The sequence below is a fragment of the Streptomyces sp. SGAir0957 genome (genome assembly GCF_043523415.1).
On sequence record NZ_CP027293.1, the window covers coordinates 4108309 to 4124412 of the forward strand.

A 16104-nucleotide genomic window follows, 5' to 3' on the forward strand; every position below is an offset into this window, starting at 1 on the left:
CCTGTCGCTCTGCGCGCGCATATCACCCTCCGCGTCCGTTACGGAACCGTGTGAGCGGCTCCGGTCCTCTCTGTCGTATGTCCGCACTATTCTCGAAGCGTTGGTCACGTACGGGGGAGGGTGGCGCGACATGGGAAGGCTCGAACCGCTGGGGTCGGGGGACCCGCAGCGCATCGGCGCGTACCGGCTGCTCGGCCGGCTCGGCGCGGGCGGTATGGGACAGGTGTATCTGGCGCGCTCCGAGCGCGGGCGCACCGTCGCGGTGAAACTGGTCCGCCAGGAGCTGGCGGAGCAGGAGGAGTTCAGGTCCCGCTTCCGCCAGGAGGTGCGGGCGGCGCGGCAGGTCGGCGGCGCGTGGACGGCGCCCGTGCTCGACGCGGACACGGACGCGGAGATCCCGTGGGTGGCGACGGGATATGTCGCGGGCCCCTCGCTCCAGCAGGTCGTCTCGCACGACTACGGGGCGCTGCCGGAGCGTTCGGTGCGGATTCTCGCGGCCGGCCTCGCGCACGCGCTCCAGGACATCCACGAGGCGGGTCTGATCCACCGCGACCTGAAGCCGTCGAACGTGCTGGTGACGATCGACGGCCCGCGCGTCATCGACTTCGGCATAGCCCGCGCCCTGGAGACGGTCGCCGAGGGCGGGCTCACGCGGACGGGCGCGCTGGTCGGCTCCCCCGGGTTCATGGCGCCCGAGCAGGTGCGCGGCGACCGGATCACCCCGGCGTGCGACGTGTTCTGCCTGGGCTCGGTCCTCGCCTACGCGGCGACGGGCGCGCTGCCGTTCGGCACGTCCAACAGTGGCGTGCACGCGATGATGTTCCGCATCGCCCAGGAGGAACCCGATCTGGACCGGGTCCCCGAGGGCCTGCGGGACCTCGTCCGGGACTGTCTGCGCAAGCAGCCGTCGGCCCGCCCCGGGCTGCGGGAGATCCTGGAGCGCACCGGCGCCGAGGACACCCTGGGCGACGGCGGCCGCACCCGCGACCCGTGGCTGCCCGGCGCACTCGTGGCCCAACTGGGCCGCCAGGCCGTGCAGTTGCTCGACTCGGAGGACCCGGACCAGGGCCCGCGGCCCGCTCCCGAACCACCCGGCTCCGCACCCGCACCCACACCCGGCCCGGCAGCGGCACCCGCGCCCGCACCCACGCCCGGGCCAGGACAGCAGGGCGCCCCGGGCCCCGTGCCGCCGCCGGGACAGCCGGGCGGCGCCCAGCTCGACCACCTGCCCACGATGGTCGTCGGCCAGGAGGCGGCGGCGCCGCCCGCCCCGGCCCCGGCCGCGCCCGCCTACGGCTACCCGTCGCCGCACCCGCCGCATCCGCAGCCGGCCGCGTACGGCTATCCGCAGGGGAACTGGGGCCAGACCCCGCCCTACGGCCCGGCGCCGCTCCTCGCGCCGCGGCAGGAGCCGCCGCGCCGGGGCCGTTCCACGGCGGCGCTGATAGCGGTCGCCCTGATAGTGGCCGTCGGCGCGGGCGGCTCGGTGTTCGCCCTGATGAAGGACGACGGCACGGCGGGCAGGAAGGCGGGGCGCGAGACGGCCTCGGCGTCGGTCACGGCGCCGGAGCGGCCGGGCTCCGGCGCACCGTCGCCCACCCCGTCGCCCACCGGTGAGCAGGAGCGGACCCCGCAGTCGGGCTCGGGCGCGATACCGACACAGTTCCTCGGCAGCTGGGACAGGACGGACAACGGCGTCGCGTACCGCCTGACCATCCAGCAGGGCGGACCCGGCGAGACCGTCCTGTCGATGACGGCGGACGGGTCGCTGGCGTCGGGCGTCACCTACCGCTGTGTGTTCCAGGGCAGCCTCGTGTCGGCCGACCCCGATTCCCTGAGCGTCGGCCGGACCGGCGTGGTCTCGGGACCGGGCGCGCCCACCTGCACCCCTGGAGCGGCGAGCACGTTCACCGTGCTCCCCTCGGGGCAGCTGAGCCGCGTCATGACCACCGGCAAGCAAGCGGTGTACGACAGGGCCGGCTGACGCGTACGCCCCGGCCCGCGCGAGGCGGACCGGGGCGTACGGGGACGTGCCTTCCGCAGGGCCACATGCAGGCACTGCTGCAGGGCACTGCGGTGCTCTCTACAGGAACGAGTTGATCTCGATCGTCTCGTCGCGGCCGGGACCGACGCCGATGGCCGAGATCGGGGCGCCCGACATCTCCTCCAGCGCCTTCACGTAGGCCTGCGCGTTCTTCGGCAGGTCGGCGAAGGTCTTGGCCTGGGTGATGTCCTCGGACCAGCCCGGCAGCATCTCGTAGACGGGCTTCGCGTGGTGGAAGTCCGTCTGCGAGTACGGGAGCTCCTCGACGCGCTTGCCGTCGATCTCGTAGGCGACGCAGACCGGGATCTGCTCCCAGCCGGTGAGGACGTCGAGCTTGGTGAGGAAGAAGTCGGTCAGGCCGTTCACGCGGGTCGCGTAGCGGGCGATGACCGCGTCGAACCAGCCGCAGCGGCGGTCGCGGCCCGTGGTGACGCCGCGCTCGCCGCCGATGCGGCGCAGCGCCTCGCCGTCGTCGTCGAACAGCTCGGTCGGGAACGGTCCGGCGCCGACGCGGGTCGTGTACGCCTTGAGGATGCCGATGACGCGGCTGATCTTCGTCGGGCCGACGCCGGCGCCCGTGCAGGCGCCGCCCGCGGTCGGGTTCGACGAGGTGACGAAGGGGTACGTGCCGTGGTCGATGTCGAGGAGGGTGCCCTGGCCGCCCTCGAAGAGCACGACCTTGTCGTCGTCGAGCGCCTTGTTGAGGATCAGGGTGGTGTCGGCGACGTAGCCCTTGATCTGGTCCGCGTAGCCGAGCAGCTCCTCGACGACCTGCTGGGCCTCGATGGCGCGGCGGTTGTAGAGCTTGGTGAGCAGCTGGTTCTTGACCTCGAGGGCCGCCTCGACCTTCTGGGTGAGGATCGACTCGTCGTAGAGGTCCTGGACGCGGATGCCCACGCGGTTGATCTTGTCGGCGTAGGTCGGGCCGATGCCGCGCCCGGTGGTGCCGATCTTGCGCTTGCCGAGGAACCGTTCCGTCACCTTGTCGACGGTCACGTTGTACGGCGTGATGATGTGCGCGTTGCCGCTGAGCAGGAGCTTGGACGTGTCGACGCCGCGCTCGTTCAGACCGCTCAGCTCGGAGAGCAGGACCGACGGGTCGACGACGACACCGTTTCCGATGACCGGCGTGCACTCCGGCGAGAGGATCCCGGAAGGGAGGAGATGCAGCGCGTACTTCTGGTCGCCCACGACGACCGTGTGACCGGCGTTGTTACCGCCTTGGTAGCGCACTACATAGTCCACGGATCCACCGAGCAGGTCGGTGGCCTTTCCCTTGCCTTCGTCACCCCACTGAGCACCGAGCAGCACAAGTGCGGGCACAGGCGTACACCCCTTCCGGGCGGGGCATGTCCAAGGTCAGGGGTCGCAGCCACTGATGAATGCGTAAGCCTTGGGGTGCCCCGGAATAGACGAAGCCCCTGGCGCAATAGCGCAAGGGGCTCTTGCACCAAGATGCTACCCGAGGAAGCGAGGCAAGGCCGAGGTGGCGGCTTTGGAACAGCCGGCTGACCGGACGGACGAGGGGCTGTCGCGGCAGGTTCTGGTGCTTGTGGACCCCCTCGCCCGGCGCGCGGACGGGGAGTCCGTGCGGATCGCCAAGGATGTGCTGTGTGCGGGCGCCGAGGCCCGCGTATGTCTGCCCGAGGGACCGGAGGAATTCGCGAAAGCGCTGGCCAGGAGGGGTGCGCGGCGCCCCGTGGTGATCGGTGACGACCGGGCGCTGCTGCGCGCCGTGTCGCTTCTGCACCGGGAGCGGGAGCTGGCCGAATCGGTGCTCTCGATGATCCCGGTCGGGGGTGCGGTGGCGCTCGCGCGCTCCCTCGGGATTCCCTGTGGAGCGGTCGCGGCGGCGCGTGCCGCGCTCGACGGGTCGGAGCGCCGCCTCGACCTCCTCGTCGACGACAGCGACGGCGTGGTCCTCGGCGAGCTGCGCATCCCGCCGCTCACCCAGCCGCCCGCCGACCCGGACGGCGCGGCCCGCCCGTGGCTGCGCACCTGCCGCTCCCTGGTCCGCACGCTGGCGCCGCGCCCGGCCCGGCCCACGGGTCAGGTCCCCGGGCCTCCGGCCCGGCTGCGGATCGAGGCCGACGGCGCGACCCTCCTCGACCTGGACCAGCCGGTGCGGCACGTCTCGGTGGGCCCCGCCACCGGTACGGGCCTGGCCCGACTGGAGATCCACCGCACCCCGGACGCGCCCCCGCTGCGCGCGTCGGCGCGCACGATCACGGTGACGGGCCCCGACTTCCGCTACCGCACGGACACGGTCGCCATCGCGGGCCCGGTCCGCCGCCGGATGTGGACGGTACGGGAGGGGGCCTGGCGGCTGGCGCTGCCCTGAGCCCGGCCCGGCCGGGGCCGCCGCGGGGTCAGGAACCGTCCGGCCGGGGCCCGCGGGGTCAGGAACCGTCCGGCCGGGGCCACGGGCGGCCCTCCAGGTCCTCGATCGCCCGGTTCAGGCGCTTCAGGCTCGCCGCGAAATCGGCGACCTCGCCCTCGGTCCAGTCCGCCATGAGGCCGCCGATCACCTCGGTGTTCAGGCCGCGGTCCTCGTCGAGGCTCTTGGCGCCCTCCTCCGTGACCCGGAACTTGCGGGCTATGCCGCCGTCCGGGTCCGGGATGCGCTCGACGAGCCCGGCGCGGAGCATCGCGGCCGTCTGCCGGTTCAGGGTCGAGGCGTCCAGGCCGAACGCCTCGGTGAGCTGGCCGATCGACATGGGGCCGTCCAGCTGGATGCGGCTGAGCAGGATGTAGGCGCTGCGGTCCAGGCGCCAGCGGTCGGATCTGGCGCGGGAGCCGAAGAGGTAGCCGTGCCGGCTGAGCAGCATCGTCTCGAACTCCACCCGCCGCGCGGTCCTGCCCCCGTCCGCCCCGTCGGCCCCGTCCGCCCCGTCGGCCCCGTCCGCCCCGTCGGCCTCGCCCACGTCGCCGCCCGCCTCTCCGCTTCTCGTCCCTGCTCAGCAGGTATATCAAGCCCGGACGCCGGCAGCGGAGGCACCGCTCGGGCCGGATGCGCGGGTGCCTTCCCGCGAAACCGTTGACCATGATCACGCGTCCGTTCAGGGCATGGGACAACGCGCGCAGGCCGCCCTCGGCTGCTCCACCTCGTTCGCCGGGCTCGCCGCCGGGTTCGCGGTCTGGTGGTATCTCCGCACGCCGGGCCGGGTGCACCGGTTCGAGCAGGGGCCCGACTGGCAGGTGTTCGTCGTCGATCTGCCGTTGTGCCTGGTCGGCGGGGTGGGGGCCGGGGTGCTCGGCGGGGTGGTGCTGCACCGGGTGTTCAGAGCGCGACGGGGAGGCCCTCCAGGCCCCTGATCACGAAGTTCGGCTTACGGGACGGCTCCGCCGCGAGGTGGAGGGCCGGGGCTTGCGTGAGCAGGGCGCGCAGCGACGCCGCCAGTTCCACCCGGGCCAGGGGTGCGCCGATGCAGTAGTGGATGCCCGCGCTGAAGGAGATGTGGGGGTTGTCGGCGCGGGTCAGGTCGAGGCGGTCCGGGTCGGTGAAGACCGCCGGGTCGTGGTTGGCGGAGCCGAAGAGGAGGGCGACCTCGCTGCCGCGCGGCAGGGTGACGCCGGCGAACTCGATGTCGTCGAGCACCCAGCGTTCGAAGAGCTGGAGCGGGGTGTCGAAGCGCATCAGCTCCTCCACGGCGCGCGGGATCAGCGCGTGGTCCGCCCGGAGCGCCGCCAGTTGGCCGGGGTGGCGGAACAGGGCCCACCAGCCGTTCACCGTCGAGTTGACGGTGGCCTCGTGACCGGCGTTGAGGAGCAGGACGCAGGTCGAGATCAGCTCTTGTTCGGTGAGGCGGTCGTCGTCCTCGTCATGGGCGGCGATCAGGGCCGAGATCAGGTCGGTGGAGGTGGGGTTCCGGCGGCGGGCACCGATCAGCTCCCGCAGGTACGCGGTGAACTCGACCGACGCCCGTACGGCCGCCCGTGCCGTCTCCGGTGGCGGGTTCAGCTCGTACATCCCGCAGATCGCCGCCGACCAGGGGCGCAGGAGCGGGCGGTCCGCCTCCGGGATGCCGAGCATCTCGGCGATGACCGCGACCGGGAGGGGTTCGGCGACGGCGGTGAGGAGGTCGCCGCCGCCGTCCGCGACGAGGCCCGCGACCAGTTCGCCGGCCAGCTTCTCCACGTAGGGCCGCAGTTGTTCGACCGTGCGCGGGGTGAACGCCTTGGAGACGAGGCGGCGGATGCGCGTGTGGTCCGGGGGTTCGAGGTCGAGCATGCCGTGGTCGTTGAGGGTGTGGAACGGCTCGTGCTCCGGGGGCGGGGCCGTGCGGCCGAAGTCCTCGTGCGCGTACCGGTGCTGGTAGGTGCGGCCCAGGCGGCGGTCCCTCAGCAGGCTCGACACGTCGGCGTGGCGCGGGATCAGGTACTGGCGGGTGGGCTCGAACCAGTGGACCCGGCCGGCCTCGCGCAGCGCCGCGTACGCGGGGTACGGGTCGGCGACGAAGGCCGGGGACCACGGGTCGAAGGCGGTGGCAGCGTCCATGACGGGACGCTAGCCCCGCTCAGCCCGGCGTGACCAGACCTGCCTCCCGCGCGAAGCGCCTCACCCCGGCGTGACCAGACGTGCCTCGTACGCGAAGACCGCCGCCTGCGTGCGGTCGCGCAGACCCAGCTTCACCAGGACCCGGCTCACATGCGTCTTGATCGTCGACTCGGCGACCACGAGCCGCTCGGCGATCTCCGCGTTCGACAGGCCCTGCGCGATGAGGACCAGGACCTCCGTCTCGCGGTCGGTCAGCTCCCCGTACGCCTGAGGGTTCTGCACGGCGGGCAGCTTCGGGATCTCCGAGAGTCTGGAGAACTCCGTGATCAGGCGGCGGGTCACGGAGGGGGCCAGGAGCGCTTCGCCGCTCGCCACCACCCGTACGCCGTCCGCGAGTTGGCGGGCCGACGCGTCCTTCAGGAGGAAGCCGGACGCGCCCGCGCGGAGCGCCTGGTACACGTACTCGTCGAGGTCGAAGGTGGTGAGGACGAGGACCTTGGCGCCCTCGTCGGCGGCGACGATCTCGCGGGTCGCCTCGATGCCGTTCAGCTCCGGCATACGGATGTCCATGAGGACCACGTCGGGGCGCAGCTCGCGGACCTTGGTGACCGCCTCGATCCCGTTGACGGCCTCGCCGACGACCTCGATGTCCGGCATCGCGCCGAGCAGGACCGAGAAGCCCTCGCGCACCATCATCTGGTCGTCGGCGATCAGCACCTTGATCATGCGTCCGCCCCGGTGGTGCCGCTGGTCTCGTCGGCCTTCTCGCGCTGCTCGGGCGGCTGGGCCGCGACCGGCACGAAGACCAGGACCTCGTAGCCGCCGTCGGCCGTCGGCCCGGCCGTCATCTCGCCGCTGAGCATCGAGACGCGCTCGCGCATGCCGGTGATGCCGTGCCCGGCGCCGGGCGAGGGCTTGGCGAGGGCGTTCGGGGCGCCGTTGACGACGCGCAGGCCGAGGCCGCCGAGCACGTACGACACCTCGACCGCCGCCGCCGCGCCCGGCGCGTGACGCAGCGTGTTGCTGAGCGCCTCCTGCACGATCCGGTAGGCCGACAGTTCGACGCCCTGCGGCAGTTCGCGGACGGCGCCGGTGACGGTCTCGGTGACGGTCAGGCCCGCGTCCCGCACGTTCTCCAGGAGCTTGCCGAGGTCGGCGAGCGTGGGCTGCGGGGCGTCGGGCGCCTCGTAGTCCTCGGCCCGTACGACGCCGAGGACGCGGCGCAGTTCGGTGAGCGCCGCCACCGCGTTCTCCCGGATCGTGACGAACGCCTGCTCCAGCTCGGGCGGCGGGTTCTCGACCCGGTAGGGCGCCGCCTCCGCCTGGATCGCGACGACCGACATGTGGTGGGCGACGACGTCGTGCAGCTCGCGGGCGATGTTCGTGCGCTCTTCGAGCAGGGTGCGCTTGTCGCGTTCGACGGCGGTGACCGTGCGCTCCTCGACGACCTGGCGCCGCGTGGTGCGGTTCGCCTGGACCAGGGTGACGAGCGCGACCGCGACACCGGAGACCACGAGCACCGGGACCGACACACCGGTGTCCAGGCCGCCCATCAGCTCGCCCGCGAACACCGAGTACACCGCGCTGAGGACCCACATCCAGGCCGCCGTACGGGGCCGGGTGCGCGCCGCGACGATCATCATGACGGCGGTGTGGCCCACGATGCTGCCGGCCGACCACGGGTAGAGCTCACCGCTGCTGACCAGGATGAGGACGGGCGCCACCGCGAGCGAGAGCCACCAGGCAAGGACCGGCCGCAGCAAGGTGAGCGCCACCGGCACCGCCGGGATGAGCCCCGTCAGGAGGGAGACGGACATGTCGCTGTGCATGCTGCCGCTCACCATGCCCACGAAGAACGTCAGCAGGGCCAGGGCCAGCACGACGGCGTGCGGGAAGCCGCCCAGGTGCCTGCGGACGCGGTCCGGGAAGAGCCGGGCCCACGGCCCGTCCGTCGCCGCCCTGGGCAGCGGCCGGTAGGCGCGCACGTCGCGGAACAGGTCCTCGCGCAGCCCCCGCAGCGCCGACTGCGCGAGGCTGAACTCGGGGCTGCGGTCGCGGGGCGCCCCGGAGATGGTGGTCGTCTCGGTCATGCCCCGACGGTACGGGCCGCCGCGGGCCCTGGTCGTCCACAGTCAGACGGGTCCTGGCCGTCCGCCCTGAGTACTACCCGGGTCACCAGGCGAGTTGCGCGATCTCCTCCGCGACGACCGCGCACGCGTCCGCCGCCGGGTCGATGAGCGGGAAGTGCCCGACCTCCTCCAGGAACGTGACGCCGACGACCTCGCCCGCCCTGGCCGCCGCGTCCGCGTACGCCTCGGCGACGGCGACCGGCACGGTCGTGTCCGTACGCCCTTGGACGAGGGTGGTCGCGATGCCGGTGGGCAGCAGCCGGGCCGGGTCGGCGTACGGAAGGCGTGCCTCGACCAACTCGTCCTCGCCGCCGAGCAGTTCGGCACCGGCCCCGCCGCAGATGCCGAGCTTGCGCGCGAGCCCGAGGTCCGCGACCGGGGCGAGCGCCACGACGCCGCGCAGCGCGGGCGCCGCCGGGGTGTGCCAGGGCGAGTCGGCCGGCAGGACGTGCCGGGCCGCGGCCCACAGCGCGAGGTGGCCGCCCGCCGAGTGCCCGGCGATCACCGTGCGCCGGGCGTCCGCCGCGGGCAGGTGCTCCGCGACGAGCGCGGGCAGGGCGTCGAGCGCGGCGGCCACGTCGTCGAAGGTGTCGGGCCAGCGCCCGGCCGCCGGGCTCTTCGCGCCCTGCTTCGGCAGCGGACGGCCGCGCCGGTACTCGACGCTGGCGACGGCGAACCCGCGCCGGGCCAGGAAGTCGGCGAACGGGCTCAGGTGCGTCCGGTCGAACGAGGCCCGCCAGGCGCCGCCGTGCAGGACCACGACGAGCGGGGCCCCGGTCGCGCCGTCGCGCGGCGTGTAGAAGTCGACGACCTGGTCCGGGTGGTCGCCGTAGGCGGCGGTGACGTCCGGCGGGACCACGGGGTGCGAGAAGGCGGACGCCTCCTCCGCCTCGTCGCGCGCGGCGGCTTCGTCCGGCATGCTCCCACCCTCTCGACGTCACGACACGCGTGCAGGAAAACACTGGTGACCCAGTAAGTAAGCGGACGCTACCAGCCCGATGACGTGCGCCGACACGTACAGTGACCGAATAAACGGTCCTGCTGTGCCGTTACCCTGCCTGTCATGAGCAGCGACCCCGAACCCGGCACGCTCCGTCCCGGCGGCCGTACCGCCCGTGTCCGCGCGGCGGTGCTCGACGCCGCGGGCGACGTCCTCGCCGAGGAGGGCTTCGACCGGCTCGACCTCGCCGACATCGCCCGCCGCGCGGACGTCGGCAAGACCACGGTCTACCGGCGCTGGTCCTCCCCCACCGGCCTTGTCGCCGACCTGCTCGCGCAGATGGCGCAGGAGTCGCTGCCCCGCACGGCGACCGGCACCCTGCGCGGCGACCTCACCGCCAACGCCCTGCTGGTCCAGCGCACCCTGTCCGACCCGCGCCAGGGCCCGCTCTTCCGCGCGGTGATCGCGGCCGCCACCTGCGACGAGCGGACCGCCGACGCCCTGCGCCAGTTCTACGAGGTCCGGGTCGCCGAGTGGGCGCCTTCCGTCGAAGAGGCCGTCCAGCGCGGGGAGTTGCCCGCGGGGACGGACGCGGCGGAGGTCGTCCGGGCGGTGTCGGCGCCGCTCTACTACCGCCTGCTCACGACCGGGACCGCGCCCACCGAGGCGGACGCGGCCCGTGCGGTGGCCGCCGCGGTGACGGCGGCCGAGGCAGGCGTGTACGTGGTCCAGGGCCTAAAGAAGGCCTAGTGCCTGAAGAAGGCCCTAGCCGAGCGTCTCCGCGAGCACCCTCGCCGCCCGCTCCACCTCCGCGAACCCCAGGTACAGCGGCGTGAACCCGAACCGCAGCACGTCCGGCGCCCGGAAGTCGCCGACGACGCCCGCCGCGATCAGCCGCTCCATGACGGCGCCCGCGTCCGCGCACCGCAGCGCCACCTGGCTGCCCCGCTCGGCGTGCGCGGCCGGGGTCACCGGCTCCACCCGCCCGGCGGGGACGTACGCCTCGACGCACTCCAGGAAGAAGTCCGTCAGGGCCAGGGACTTGGCGCGCACGGCGTCGACGGACACGTCGGGGCGCGACCACACCTCTAGCGCCGCCTCCAAGGCCAGCATCGACAGGATGTCCGGCGTCCCGACGCGCCCGCGCACCGCGCCCTCGGCCGCCTCGTACTCGGGTCGCATCCCGAACGGCTCGGCATGCGAGTTCCAGCCCGGCAGCGGCGAGTCGAAGGCGGCCTGGTGCTCGCCGCGCACGTACAGGTAGGCGGGCGATCCCGGCCCGCCGTTGAGGAACTTGTACGTGCAGCCCACCGCCAGGTCGACCCCGTGCGCGTCGAGCCCGACGGGCAGCGCGCCCGCGCTGTGGCACAGGTCCCAGACGCTCACGGCCCCGGCGGCGCGGACGGCCGCCGTGAGCCCCGGCAAATCGTGCAGGCGGCCCGTGCGGTAGTCGACATGGTTGAGGAGTGCGGCGGCCGTACGGGGGCCGAGCGCGTCCGGCACCTCGTCCGGCGCGACCGCCCGTACCGTGCACCCCGTCATCCGGGCCGCCGACGCCGCGATGTAACCGTCCGTCGGGAAGGTCGCGGCGTCGACGAGTATCTCGTCCCGCCCCTCGCCAGCGAGCCGCACGGCGCCCACCAGCGCCTTGAACACGTTCACGCTCGTGGAGTCGCCGACGACGACCCGGCCGGGCGCGGCGCCGACCAGCGGGGCGATCAGGTCGCCGATCCGCTCGGGCGCGGTCCACCAGCCGGACTCGGTCCAGGACCGGATGCGCAGCCGACCCCATTCGCGCCGCACGACGTCGTCGAGGCGTCCTGGAACCTTCACGGGCAGCGCGCCCAGCGAGTTCCCGTCCAGGTACACGACGTCGTCGAGGACGAAGTCGGCACGCACGGCGGCCAGTTGGTCGGCCGCGTCCAGTTCGCGCGCCCGCTCGTGCAGATCAGACATGGGACCTCGCCGTCCACAACTCGGGGAACACGTTCTTCTGCGCGCGCTTCTCCAGCCACGCCACCCCGGCGGAGCCGCCGGTGCCGGTCTTGGCGCCCATCGCGCGGCGCGTGGCCACCAGATGGTCGTTGCGCCAGCGCCACACCAGCTCGGCGACGTCGGTCAGCGCCTCGCCGAGCCGTGCGAGCTCGGAGGCTTCGTCCCCCGCGTACAGCGCCGTCCAGACCGCTTCCACCTCGGGCGACGGCTCGTAGCGCTGCGACACGTCCCTGTGCAGGACCGAGCGCGGGATGCGGTGGCCGCGCCGGTCGAGGAGGCGCAGCACCTCGTCGTAGAGGCTGGGCTCGTGCAGCGCCTTCTCCAGCTCGTCGTGGACGCGGGGCGCGCCGCGGTGCGGCACCAGCATCGACGCCGACTTGTCGCCGAGCAGGAACTCCATGCGCCGGTACATCGCCGACTGGAACCCGGAGCCCTCACCGAGGGAGGACCGGTAGGAGTTGAACTGGGCCGGGGTGAGCCCGGCGAGCGGCCGCCAGGAGGCGTTCAGGGCCTCCAGTTCGCGGCGCGAGCGCTTGAGCGCGGCGATCGCGGTCGGCACGTCGTCCTGGGCGAGGGCGCGGGCGGCGGTCTCCCACTCGTGCACGATGACGGTGAACCACAACTCCATGACCTGGGTCGTCACGAGGAAGACCATCTCGCCGGGGTCGTCCGAGCGCAGGTGCTGGAGGTGGGTGAGGACGTCGGCCTGGACGTAGTCCTCGTAGGGCGTGGTGCCCGCGAAGTCGAGATGCGGTGCGTCGGGGGTGTCCGCCGCTGTGGAGGTGTCCGCCACAGGGGAGGTGTCCGCCGCTGTGGAGGTGCCCGTCGCAGGGGAGGGGTGATCTCCGTGATCCGCGTCGTGGGACATCGCTGTCTCCTGATGTGTACTCCGGGTAGCGGTCCGCCCTGCCGTTACCGGCACGGGGCCCCGGTCCCCGCCTCGCATCCTTCACAATCGTCCCCCGGAACGGCAAGGCCCGCCTGGTCACAGGCGGGCCTCACCGTCCGTGCGCGGTTCAGCCGAGGGTCTGCGCCGCCACCGGGGACGAGTCCTTCAGGAACTGCGAGCAGCGCTCGAACTCCTCCTGCTCGCCGATGGCGCCGGCCGCCCGCGCCAGGGCGTGCAGGGCGCGCAGGAAGCCGCGGTTCGGCTCGTGCTCCCACGGCACGGGCCCGTGGCCCTTCCAGCCGCTGCGCCGCAGGGCGTCGAGCCCGCGGTGGTAGCCGGTCCTCGCGTAGGCGTACGACTCGACGACGCTGCCCCGCTCGTACGCTGCGTCGGCGAGCTGGGCCCAGGCCAGCGAGGAGGTCGGGTACTTCGCGGCGACGTCGGCCGGGGGCGTGCCGCCGGCGAGCAGCTCGCGCGGCTCCGGGTCGTCGGGCAGGTGGGTCGGGGGCGGTCCCCCGAGCAGGTTCTCGTGAAGGCTCATGGTGTCCAGTCTGCGCCATCCGGGTGGCTGTTCTCCACGCCGGTGATCACGTGAACGCTCACTTACCGGTCACGCCCCGTGACGGTCCGCAGGGCGCGGACGAGCGCGTCGGCGCCCGCCGCCGCCTTGCTCCGCGGACAGCCGACGTTGAGCCGGACGAAGCCGGGCGCCCCGTACGTCCCGCCCTGCATGACGGCGACCTTCTCCTGCTCGACGAGGACGCGCTGCAGCTCGTCGTCCGCGGTGACGCCGAGGGGCCGCAGATCCACCCACGCCAGATAACCGGCCTCCGGGGTACGCCACTTGAGCTCGGGGAAGGCGGCGTCGAGCCGTTCCTCGACCAACCGCAGATTGCCGTACGTGTACGCGCGCAGGGCGTCCAGCCACGCGCCGCCCTCGCGGTACGCGGCGATGTGGGCGGTGAGGGAGAGCACGGCGGGCGAGGCGAGCCCCTCACCGGTGTTCATGCGGCGCTCGAACTCGGCGTGGTCTTCCGGCTCGCCGACGAACCCGTAACTGCCGCTCAGCGCCGGGAAGTTGAAGGACTTGGTGGCCGAGGTGACGAGCGCCCAGCGCAGGCCGTCGGCGTACCGGGTCCAGGGCAGGTGCGTGAACCCGTCGTGGGCGAGGTCGGCGTGGATCTCGTCGCTGATCACGGCCACGTCGTGGATGGCCGCGAGCTCGGCGAGGCGGCGCAGCTCGGCGTCGGTCCAGACGTGCCCGGTCGGGTTGTGCGGGGAGCAGAGGAGGAGCACGCGGCTGTCGGGCCGTGCCAGCTCGCGCTCCAGGCCGGTCCAGTCGTCGACGCCGACGGTGCGCATCTCGCGGCCGAGCCCGGTGATCGCCTTGCGGAACCCGTCGTAGGTGGGGGCGTGGACGACGACCCCGTCCCCTTCCCCGGTCCACATCCGCAGCAGCTGCGATATCTGGTTGAGGACGGACGGGCCGTACACCAGCCGGTCCGTGTCGACGTCGGTGGCGTACCGGGTGCGGAACCAGTCCCGGATCGCGCCGCGGAAGTCCTCGTGCCGCCAGTCGGTGTAGCCGAGGACGCCGTGCGCGAGGCGGGCGTGCAGGGCGTCGAGCACCTCGGGCGCGCACGCGAAGTCCATGTCGGAGATGGTGAAGGGCAGCAGGTCGGGGACCGGGAAACGGTCCGTGACGCCGTCCCACTGCACACACCAGGTGCCGTGCCGGTCGACGGGGGTGTCGAAGTCGTACGTCACTGAAGGGCACCTCCGGGCATGGCACGGGCCCGGCACCCCCGGGAAGTCAGGAGCGCCGGGCCCGTACTCGGGCGTTACGGGTGTTACTTGATGCGGGTACCCGCGGAGCGCAGGCTCTCGCAGGCCTCGACGATGCGGGCGGTCATGCCCGACTCGGCCTTCTTGCCCCACACGCGCGGGTCGTACGTCTTCTTGTTGCCGACCTCGCCGTCGACCTTCAGGACGCCGTCGTAGTTCTGGAACATGTGACCGGCGATGGGCCGGGTGAAGGCGTACTGGGTGTCGGTGTCGAGGTTCATCTTCACGACGCCGTTCTCCAGGGCGGTGCGGATCTCCTCCAGGGTGGAGCCCGAGCCGCCGTGGAAGACGAAGTCGAACGGCTTGGAGCCGGCCGGCTTGCCGTACTTCGCGGCGACGCCCGCGTTCAGCTCCGCGAGCAGGTCGGGGCGGAGCACGACGTTGCCCGGCTTGTACACGCCGTGCACGTTGCCGAACGAGGCGGCGAGCAGGTAGCGGCCCTTCTCGCCCAGGCCGAGCGCCTCGACGGTGCGGATCGCGTCGTCGACCGAGGTGTAGAGGTTGTCGTTGATCTCGTGCGAGACGCCGTCCTCCTCACCACCGGTCGGGGTGATCTCGATCTCCAGGACGATGTGCGCGGCCTTGGCCTTGGCGAGCAGCTCCTGGGCGATCTTCAGGTTGTCGTCGAGGGTCTCGGCCGAGCCGTCCCACATGTGCGACTGGAACAGCGGCAGGCCGCCGGCCTCGACGCGCTTGGCGGAGATGTCGAGCAGCGGGCGCACGTACCCGTCCAGCTTGCCCTTGGGGCAGTGGTCGGTGTGCAGCGCGATCTTGTTCGGGTACTTCGCGGCGACGACGTGCGCGAACTCGGCGAGCGCCTGGGCGCCCACGACCATGTCCTTCACGCCCTGGCCCGAGAGGTACTCGGCGCCACCGGTCGAGATCTGGATGATGCCGTCGCTCTCGGCCTCGGCGAAGCCCTGGAGGGCCGCGTTGAGGGTCTGCGTCGACGAGACGTTGATGGCCGGGTAGGCGAACTTGCCCGCCTTGGCCCGGTCGAGCATCTCGTTGTACTGATCCGGGGTTGCGATGGCCATCTGCCGACTCCTCGTGAAGCGCGCGATTGCGGGTTTGGGTTGTTCAGGTGTCCCGACCGGTGGTCCGACCCTCACCAAGTCCATGGGGTGACGTCATCGTCGCCCCCATCTTTCCAGACTTGTGCGAGACCCGGGTTCCGGGCCCGGCGGCCCGTCTCGGTCCGGGCCGGTCTCAGTCCAGGCCCAGCTCGTCCTTGGAGAAGGCGAACAGGTACGGGACCCCGGCGCCCTCGGTGATCTTCTCGGCGGCGCCGGTCGCGCGGTCCACGATGGTGGCCACGCCGACGACCTCGGCGCCCGCCGCGCGGACGGCCTCGACGGCGGTCAGCGGGGAGCCGCCGGTCGTGGAGGTGTCCTCGACGACGAGCACGCGGCGGCCCTTGATGTCCGGGCCCTCGACCTGGCGCTGCATGCCGTGCGCCTTGGCGGCCTTGCGGACGACGAACGCGTCGAGCCGCTGCCCCCGGGCGGCGGAGGCGTGCAGCATGGCCCCGGCGACGGGGTCGGCGCCCATGGTCAGCCCGCCCACGGCGTCGAACTCCAGGTCCGTCGTCAGATCGAGCAGCACCTGCCCGACCAGCGGGGCGGCCTCGCCGTCGAGGGTGACGCGGCGCAGGTCGATGTAGTAGTCGGCCTCCAGGCCCGAGGAGAGCGTCACCTTGCCGTGCACCACGGCCTTGTCCTTGATCTGCTGGAGCAGCGCCGCGCGCACGTCGTTCGTCGTCAT

16 protein-coding genes are annotated in these 16104 nt (G+C 72.8%); 4 read left to right on the plus strand and 12 right to left on the minus strand.

Annotation, left to right across the window (positions count from 1 at the left end; translation table 11 throughout):
* The first annotated feature begins 130 nt into the window (after positions 1 to 130).
* Positions 131 to 1984: a serine/threonine-protein kinase gene (locus tag C1N81_RS23220; protein ID WP_394432082.1), complete on the plus strand. Its 1854-nt coding sequence runs from the start codon at positions 131 to 133 to the stop codon at positions 1982 to 1984.
* 99 nt (positions 1985 to 2083) lie between these two features.
* Here C1N81_RS23220 and C1N81_RS23225 read toward each other — a convergent pair whose 3' ends face one another.
* Positions 2084 to 3367, minus strand: a complete 1284-nt coding sequence (locus tag C1N81_RS23225) for an adenylosuccinate synthase (protein ID WP_394432085.1) — start codon at positions 3365 to 3367, stop codon at positions 2084 to 2086.
* Between the two features lie 172 nt (positions 3368 to 3539).
* On the opposite strand from C1N81_RS23225, the gene C1N81_RS23230 reads away from it, so the two are divergent.
* A complete protein-coding gene (locus tag C1N81_RS23230; RefSeq protein ID WP_394432087.1) occupies positions 3540 to 4385 on the plus strand; it encodes a diacylglycerol kinase family protein in 846 nt (281 codons plus the stop codon).
* 58 nt (positions 4386 to 4443) lie between these two features.
* Here C1N81_RS23230 and C1N81_RS23235 read toward each other — a convergent pair whose 3' ends face one another.
* A complete protein-coding gene (locus tag C1N81_RS23235) occupies positions 4444 to 4872 on the minus strand; it encodes a MarR family winged helix-turn-helix transcriptional regulator (protein ID WP_394438167.1) in 429 nt (142 codons plus the stop codon).
* 238 nt (positions 4873 to 5110) lie between these two features.
* On the opposite strand from C1N81_RS23235, the gene C1N81_RS23240 reads away from it, so the two are divergent.
* Positions 5111 to 5359 carry a hypothetical protein gene (locus C1N81_RS23240; protein ID WP_394432089.1) on the plus strand — a complete coding sequence of 83 codons (249 nt, stop codon included), beginning with the start codon at positions 5111 to 5113 and terminating at the stop codon, positions 5357 to 5359.
* On the opposite strand, the gene C1N81_RS23245 is transcribed toward C1N81_RS23240, so the two are convergent.
* The 4 genes from C1N81_RS23245 to C1N81_RS23260 form a co-directional block, all read right to left on the minus strand.
* Positions 5325 to 6542, minus strand: coding sequence for a cytochrome P450 (locus C1N81_RS23245; protein WP_394432092.1), 1218 nt, complete (start codon positions 6540 to 6542; stop codon positions 5325 to 5327). The genes C1N81_RS23240 and C1N81_RS23245 overlap by 35 nt on opposite strands.
* A 60-nt stretch (positions 6543 to 6602) precedes the next feature.
* Positions 6603 to 7268: a response regulator gene (locus C1N81_RS23250; protein ID WP_394432094.1), complete on the minus strand. Its 666-nt coding sequence runs from the start codon at positions 7266 to 7268 to the stop codon at positions 6603 to 6605.
* Positions 7265 to 8632: a sensor histidine kinase gene (locus C1N81_RS23255; protein ID WP_394432096.1), complete on the minus strand. Its 1368-nt coding sequence runs from the start codon at positions 8630 to 8632 to the stop codon at positions 7265 to 7267. The genes C1N81_RS23250 and C1N81_RS23255 overlap by 4 nt, the downstream gene beginning before the upstream one ends.
* Positions 8633 to 8714: 82 nt before the next feature.
* Positions 8715 to 9590 (minus strand): alpha/beta hydrolase, encoded by an 876-nt coding sequence (locus C1N81_RS23260; RefSeq protein WP_394432097.1) that lies wholly within the window; start codon positions 9588 to 9590, stop codon positions 8715 to 8717.
* 144 nt (positions 9591 to 9734) lie between these two features.
* On the opposite strand from C1N81_RS23260, the gene C1N81_RS23265 reads away from it, so the two are divergent.
* Positions 9735 to 10361, plus strand: coding sequence for a TetR/AcrR family transcriptional regulator (locus tag C1N81_RS23265; protein WP_394432100.1), 627 nt, complete (start codon positions 9735 to 9737; stop codon positions 10359 to 10361).
* Between the two features lie 15 nt (positions 10362 to 10376).
* Here C1N81_RS23265 and kynU read toward each other — a convergent pair whose 3' ends face one another.
* From kynU to pyrE, 6 genes are all read right to left on the minus strand, one after another.
* Positions 10377 to 11567: a kynureninase gene (gene kynU / locus C1N81_RS23270; protein ID WP_394432101.1), complete on the minus strand. Its 1191-nt coding sequence runs from the start codon at positions 11565 to 11567 to the stop codon at positions 10377 to 10379.
* A complete protein-coding gene (locus C1N81_RS23275) occupies positions 11560 to 12474 on the minus strand; it encodes a tryptophan 2,3-dioxygenase family protein (RefSeq protein ID WP_394432103.1) in 915 nt (304 codons plus the stop codon). Before C1N81_RS23275 ends, kynU begins: the two co-directional genes overlap by 8 nt.
* A 148-nt stretch (positions 12475 to 12622) precedes the next feature.
* Positions 12623 to 13036 (minus strand): DUF3151 domain-containing protein, encoded by a 414-nt coding sequence (locus tag C1N81_RS23280; RefSeq protein WP_394432105.1) that lies wholly within the window; start codon positions 13034 to 13036, stop codon positions 12623 to 12625.
* Between the two features lie 62 nt (positions 13037 to 13098).
* A complete protein-coding gene (locus C1N81_RS23285) occupies positions 13099 to 14262 on the minus strand; it encodes a MalY/PatB family protein (RefSeq protein WP_394432106.1) in 1164 nt (387 codons plus the stop codon).
* An 83-nt stretch (positions 14263 to 14345) separates the two neighbouring features.
* Entirely contained in the window at positions 14346 to 15377 is a 1032-nt protein-coding gene (gene fbaA, locus C1N81_RS23290) for a class II fructose-bisphosphate aldolase (RefSeq protein ID WP_394432108.1), read from the minus strand.
* A 172-nt stretch (positions 15378 to 15549) separates the two neighbouring features.
* Positions 15550 to 16104 carry an orotate phosphoribosyltransferase gene (gene pyrE, locus C1N81_RS23295; protein WP_394432110.1) on the minus strand — a complete coding sequence of 185 codons (555 nt, stop codon included), beginning with the start codon at positions 16102 to 16104 and terminating at the stop codon, positions 15550 to 15552.

Bases quoted from the DNA above. Each gene is read 5' to 3' on its own strand.
- C1N81_RS23220 (WP_394432082.1), top strand. From the start codon at position 131: ATGGGAAGGCTCGAACCGCTGGGGTCGGGGGACCCGCAGCGCATCGGC.
- C1N81_RS23235 (WP_394438167.1), bottom strand. From the start codon at position 4,872: ATGCTGCTCAGCCGGCACGGCTACCTCTTCGGCTCCCGCGCCAGATCC.
- C1N81_RS23240 (WP_394432089.1), top strand. From the start codon at position 5,111: ATGGGACAACGCGCGCAGGCCGCCCTCGGCTGCTCCACCTCGTTCGCC.
- C1N81_RS23245 (WP_394432092.1), bottom strand. From the start codon at position 6,542: ATGGACGCTGCCACCGCCTTCGACCCGTGGTCCCCGGCCTTCGTCGCC.
- C1N81_RS23250 (WP_394432094.1), bottom strand. From the start codon at position 7,268: ATGATCAAGGTGCTGATCGCCGACGACCAGATGATGGTGCGCGAGGGC.
- C1N81_RS23255 (WP_394432096.1), bottom strand. From the start codon at position 8,632: ATGACCGAGACGACCACCATCTCCGGGGCGCCCCGCGACCGCAGCCCC.
- C1N81_RS23260 (WP_394432097.1), bottom strand. From the start codon at position 9,590: ATGCCGGACGAAGCCGCCGCGCGCGACGAGGCGGAGGAGGCGTCCGCC.
- C1N81_RS23265 (WP_394432100.1), top strand. From the start codon at position 9,735: ATGAGCAGCGACCCCGAACCCGGCACGCTCCGTCCCGGCGGCCGTACC.
- kynU (WP_394432101.1), bottom strand. From the start codon at position 11,567: ATGTCTGATCTGCACGAGCGGGCGCGCGAACTGGACGCGGCCGACCAA.
- C1N81_RS23275 (WP_394432103.1), bottom strand. From the start codon at position 12,474: ATGTCCCACGACGCGGATCACGGAGATCACCCCTCCCCTGCGACGGGC.
- C1N81_RS23280 (WP_394432105.1), bottom strand. From the start codon at position 13,036: ATGAGCCTTCACGAGAACCTGCTCGGGGGACCGCCCCCGACCCACCTG.
- fbaA (WP_394432108.1), bottom strand. From the start codon at position 15,377: ATGGCCATCGCAACCCCGGATCAGTACAACGAGATGCTCGACCGGGCC.
- pyrE (WP_394432110.1), bottom strand. From the start codon at position 16,104: ATGACGACGAACGACGTGCGCGCGGCGCTGCTCCAGCAGATCAAGGAC.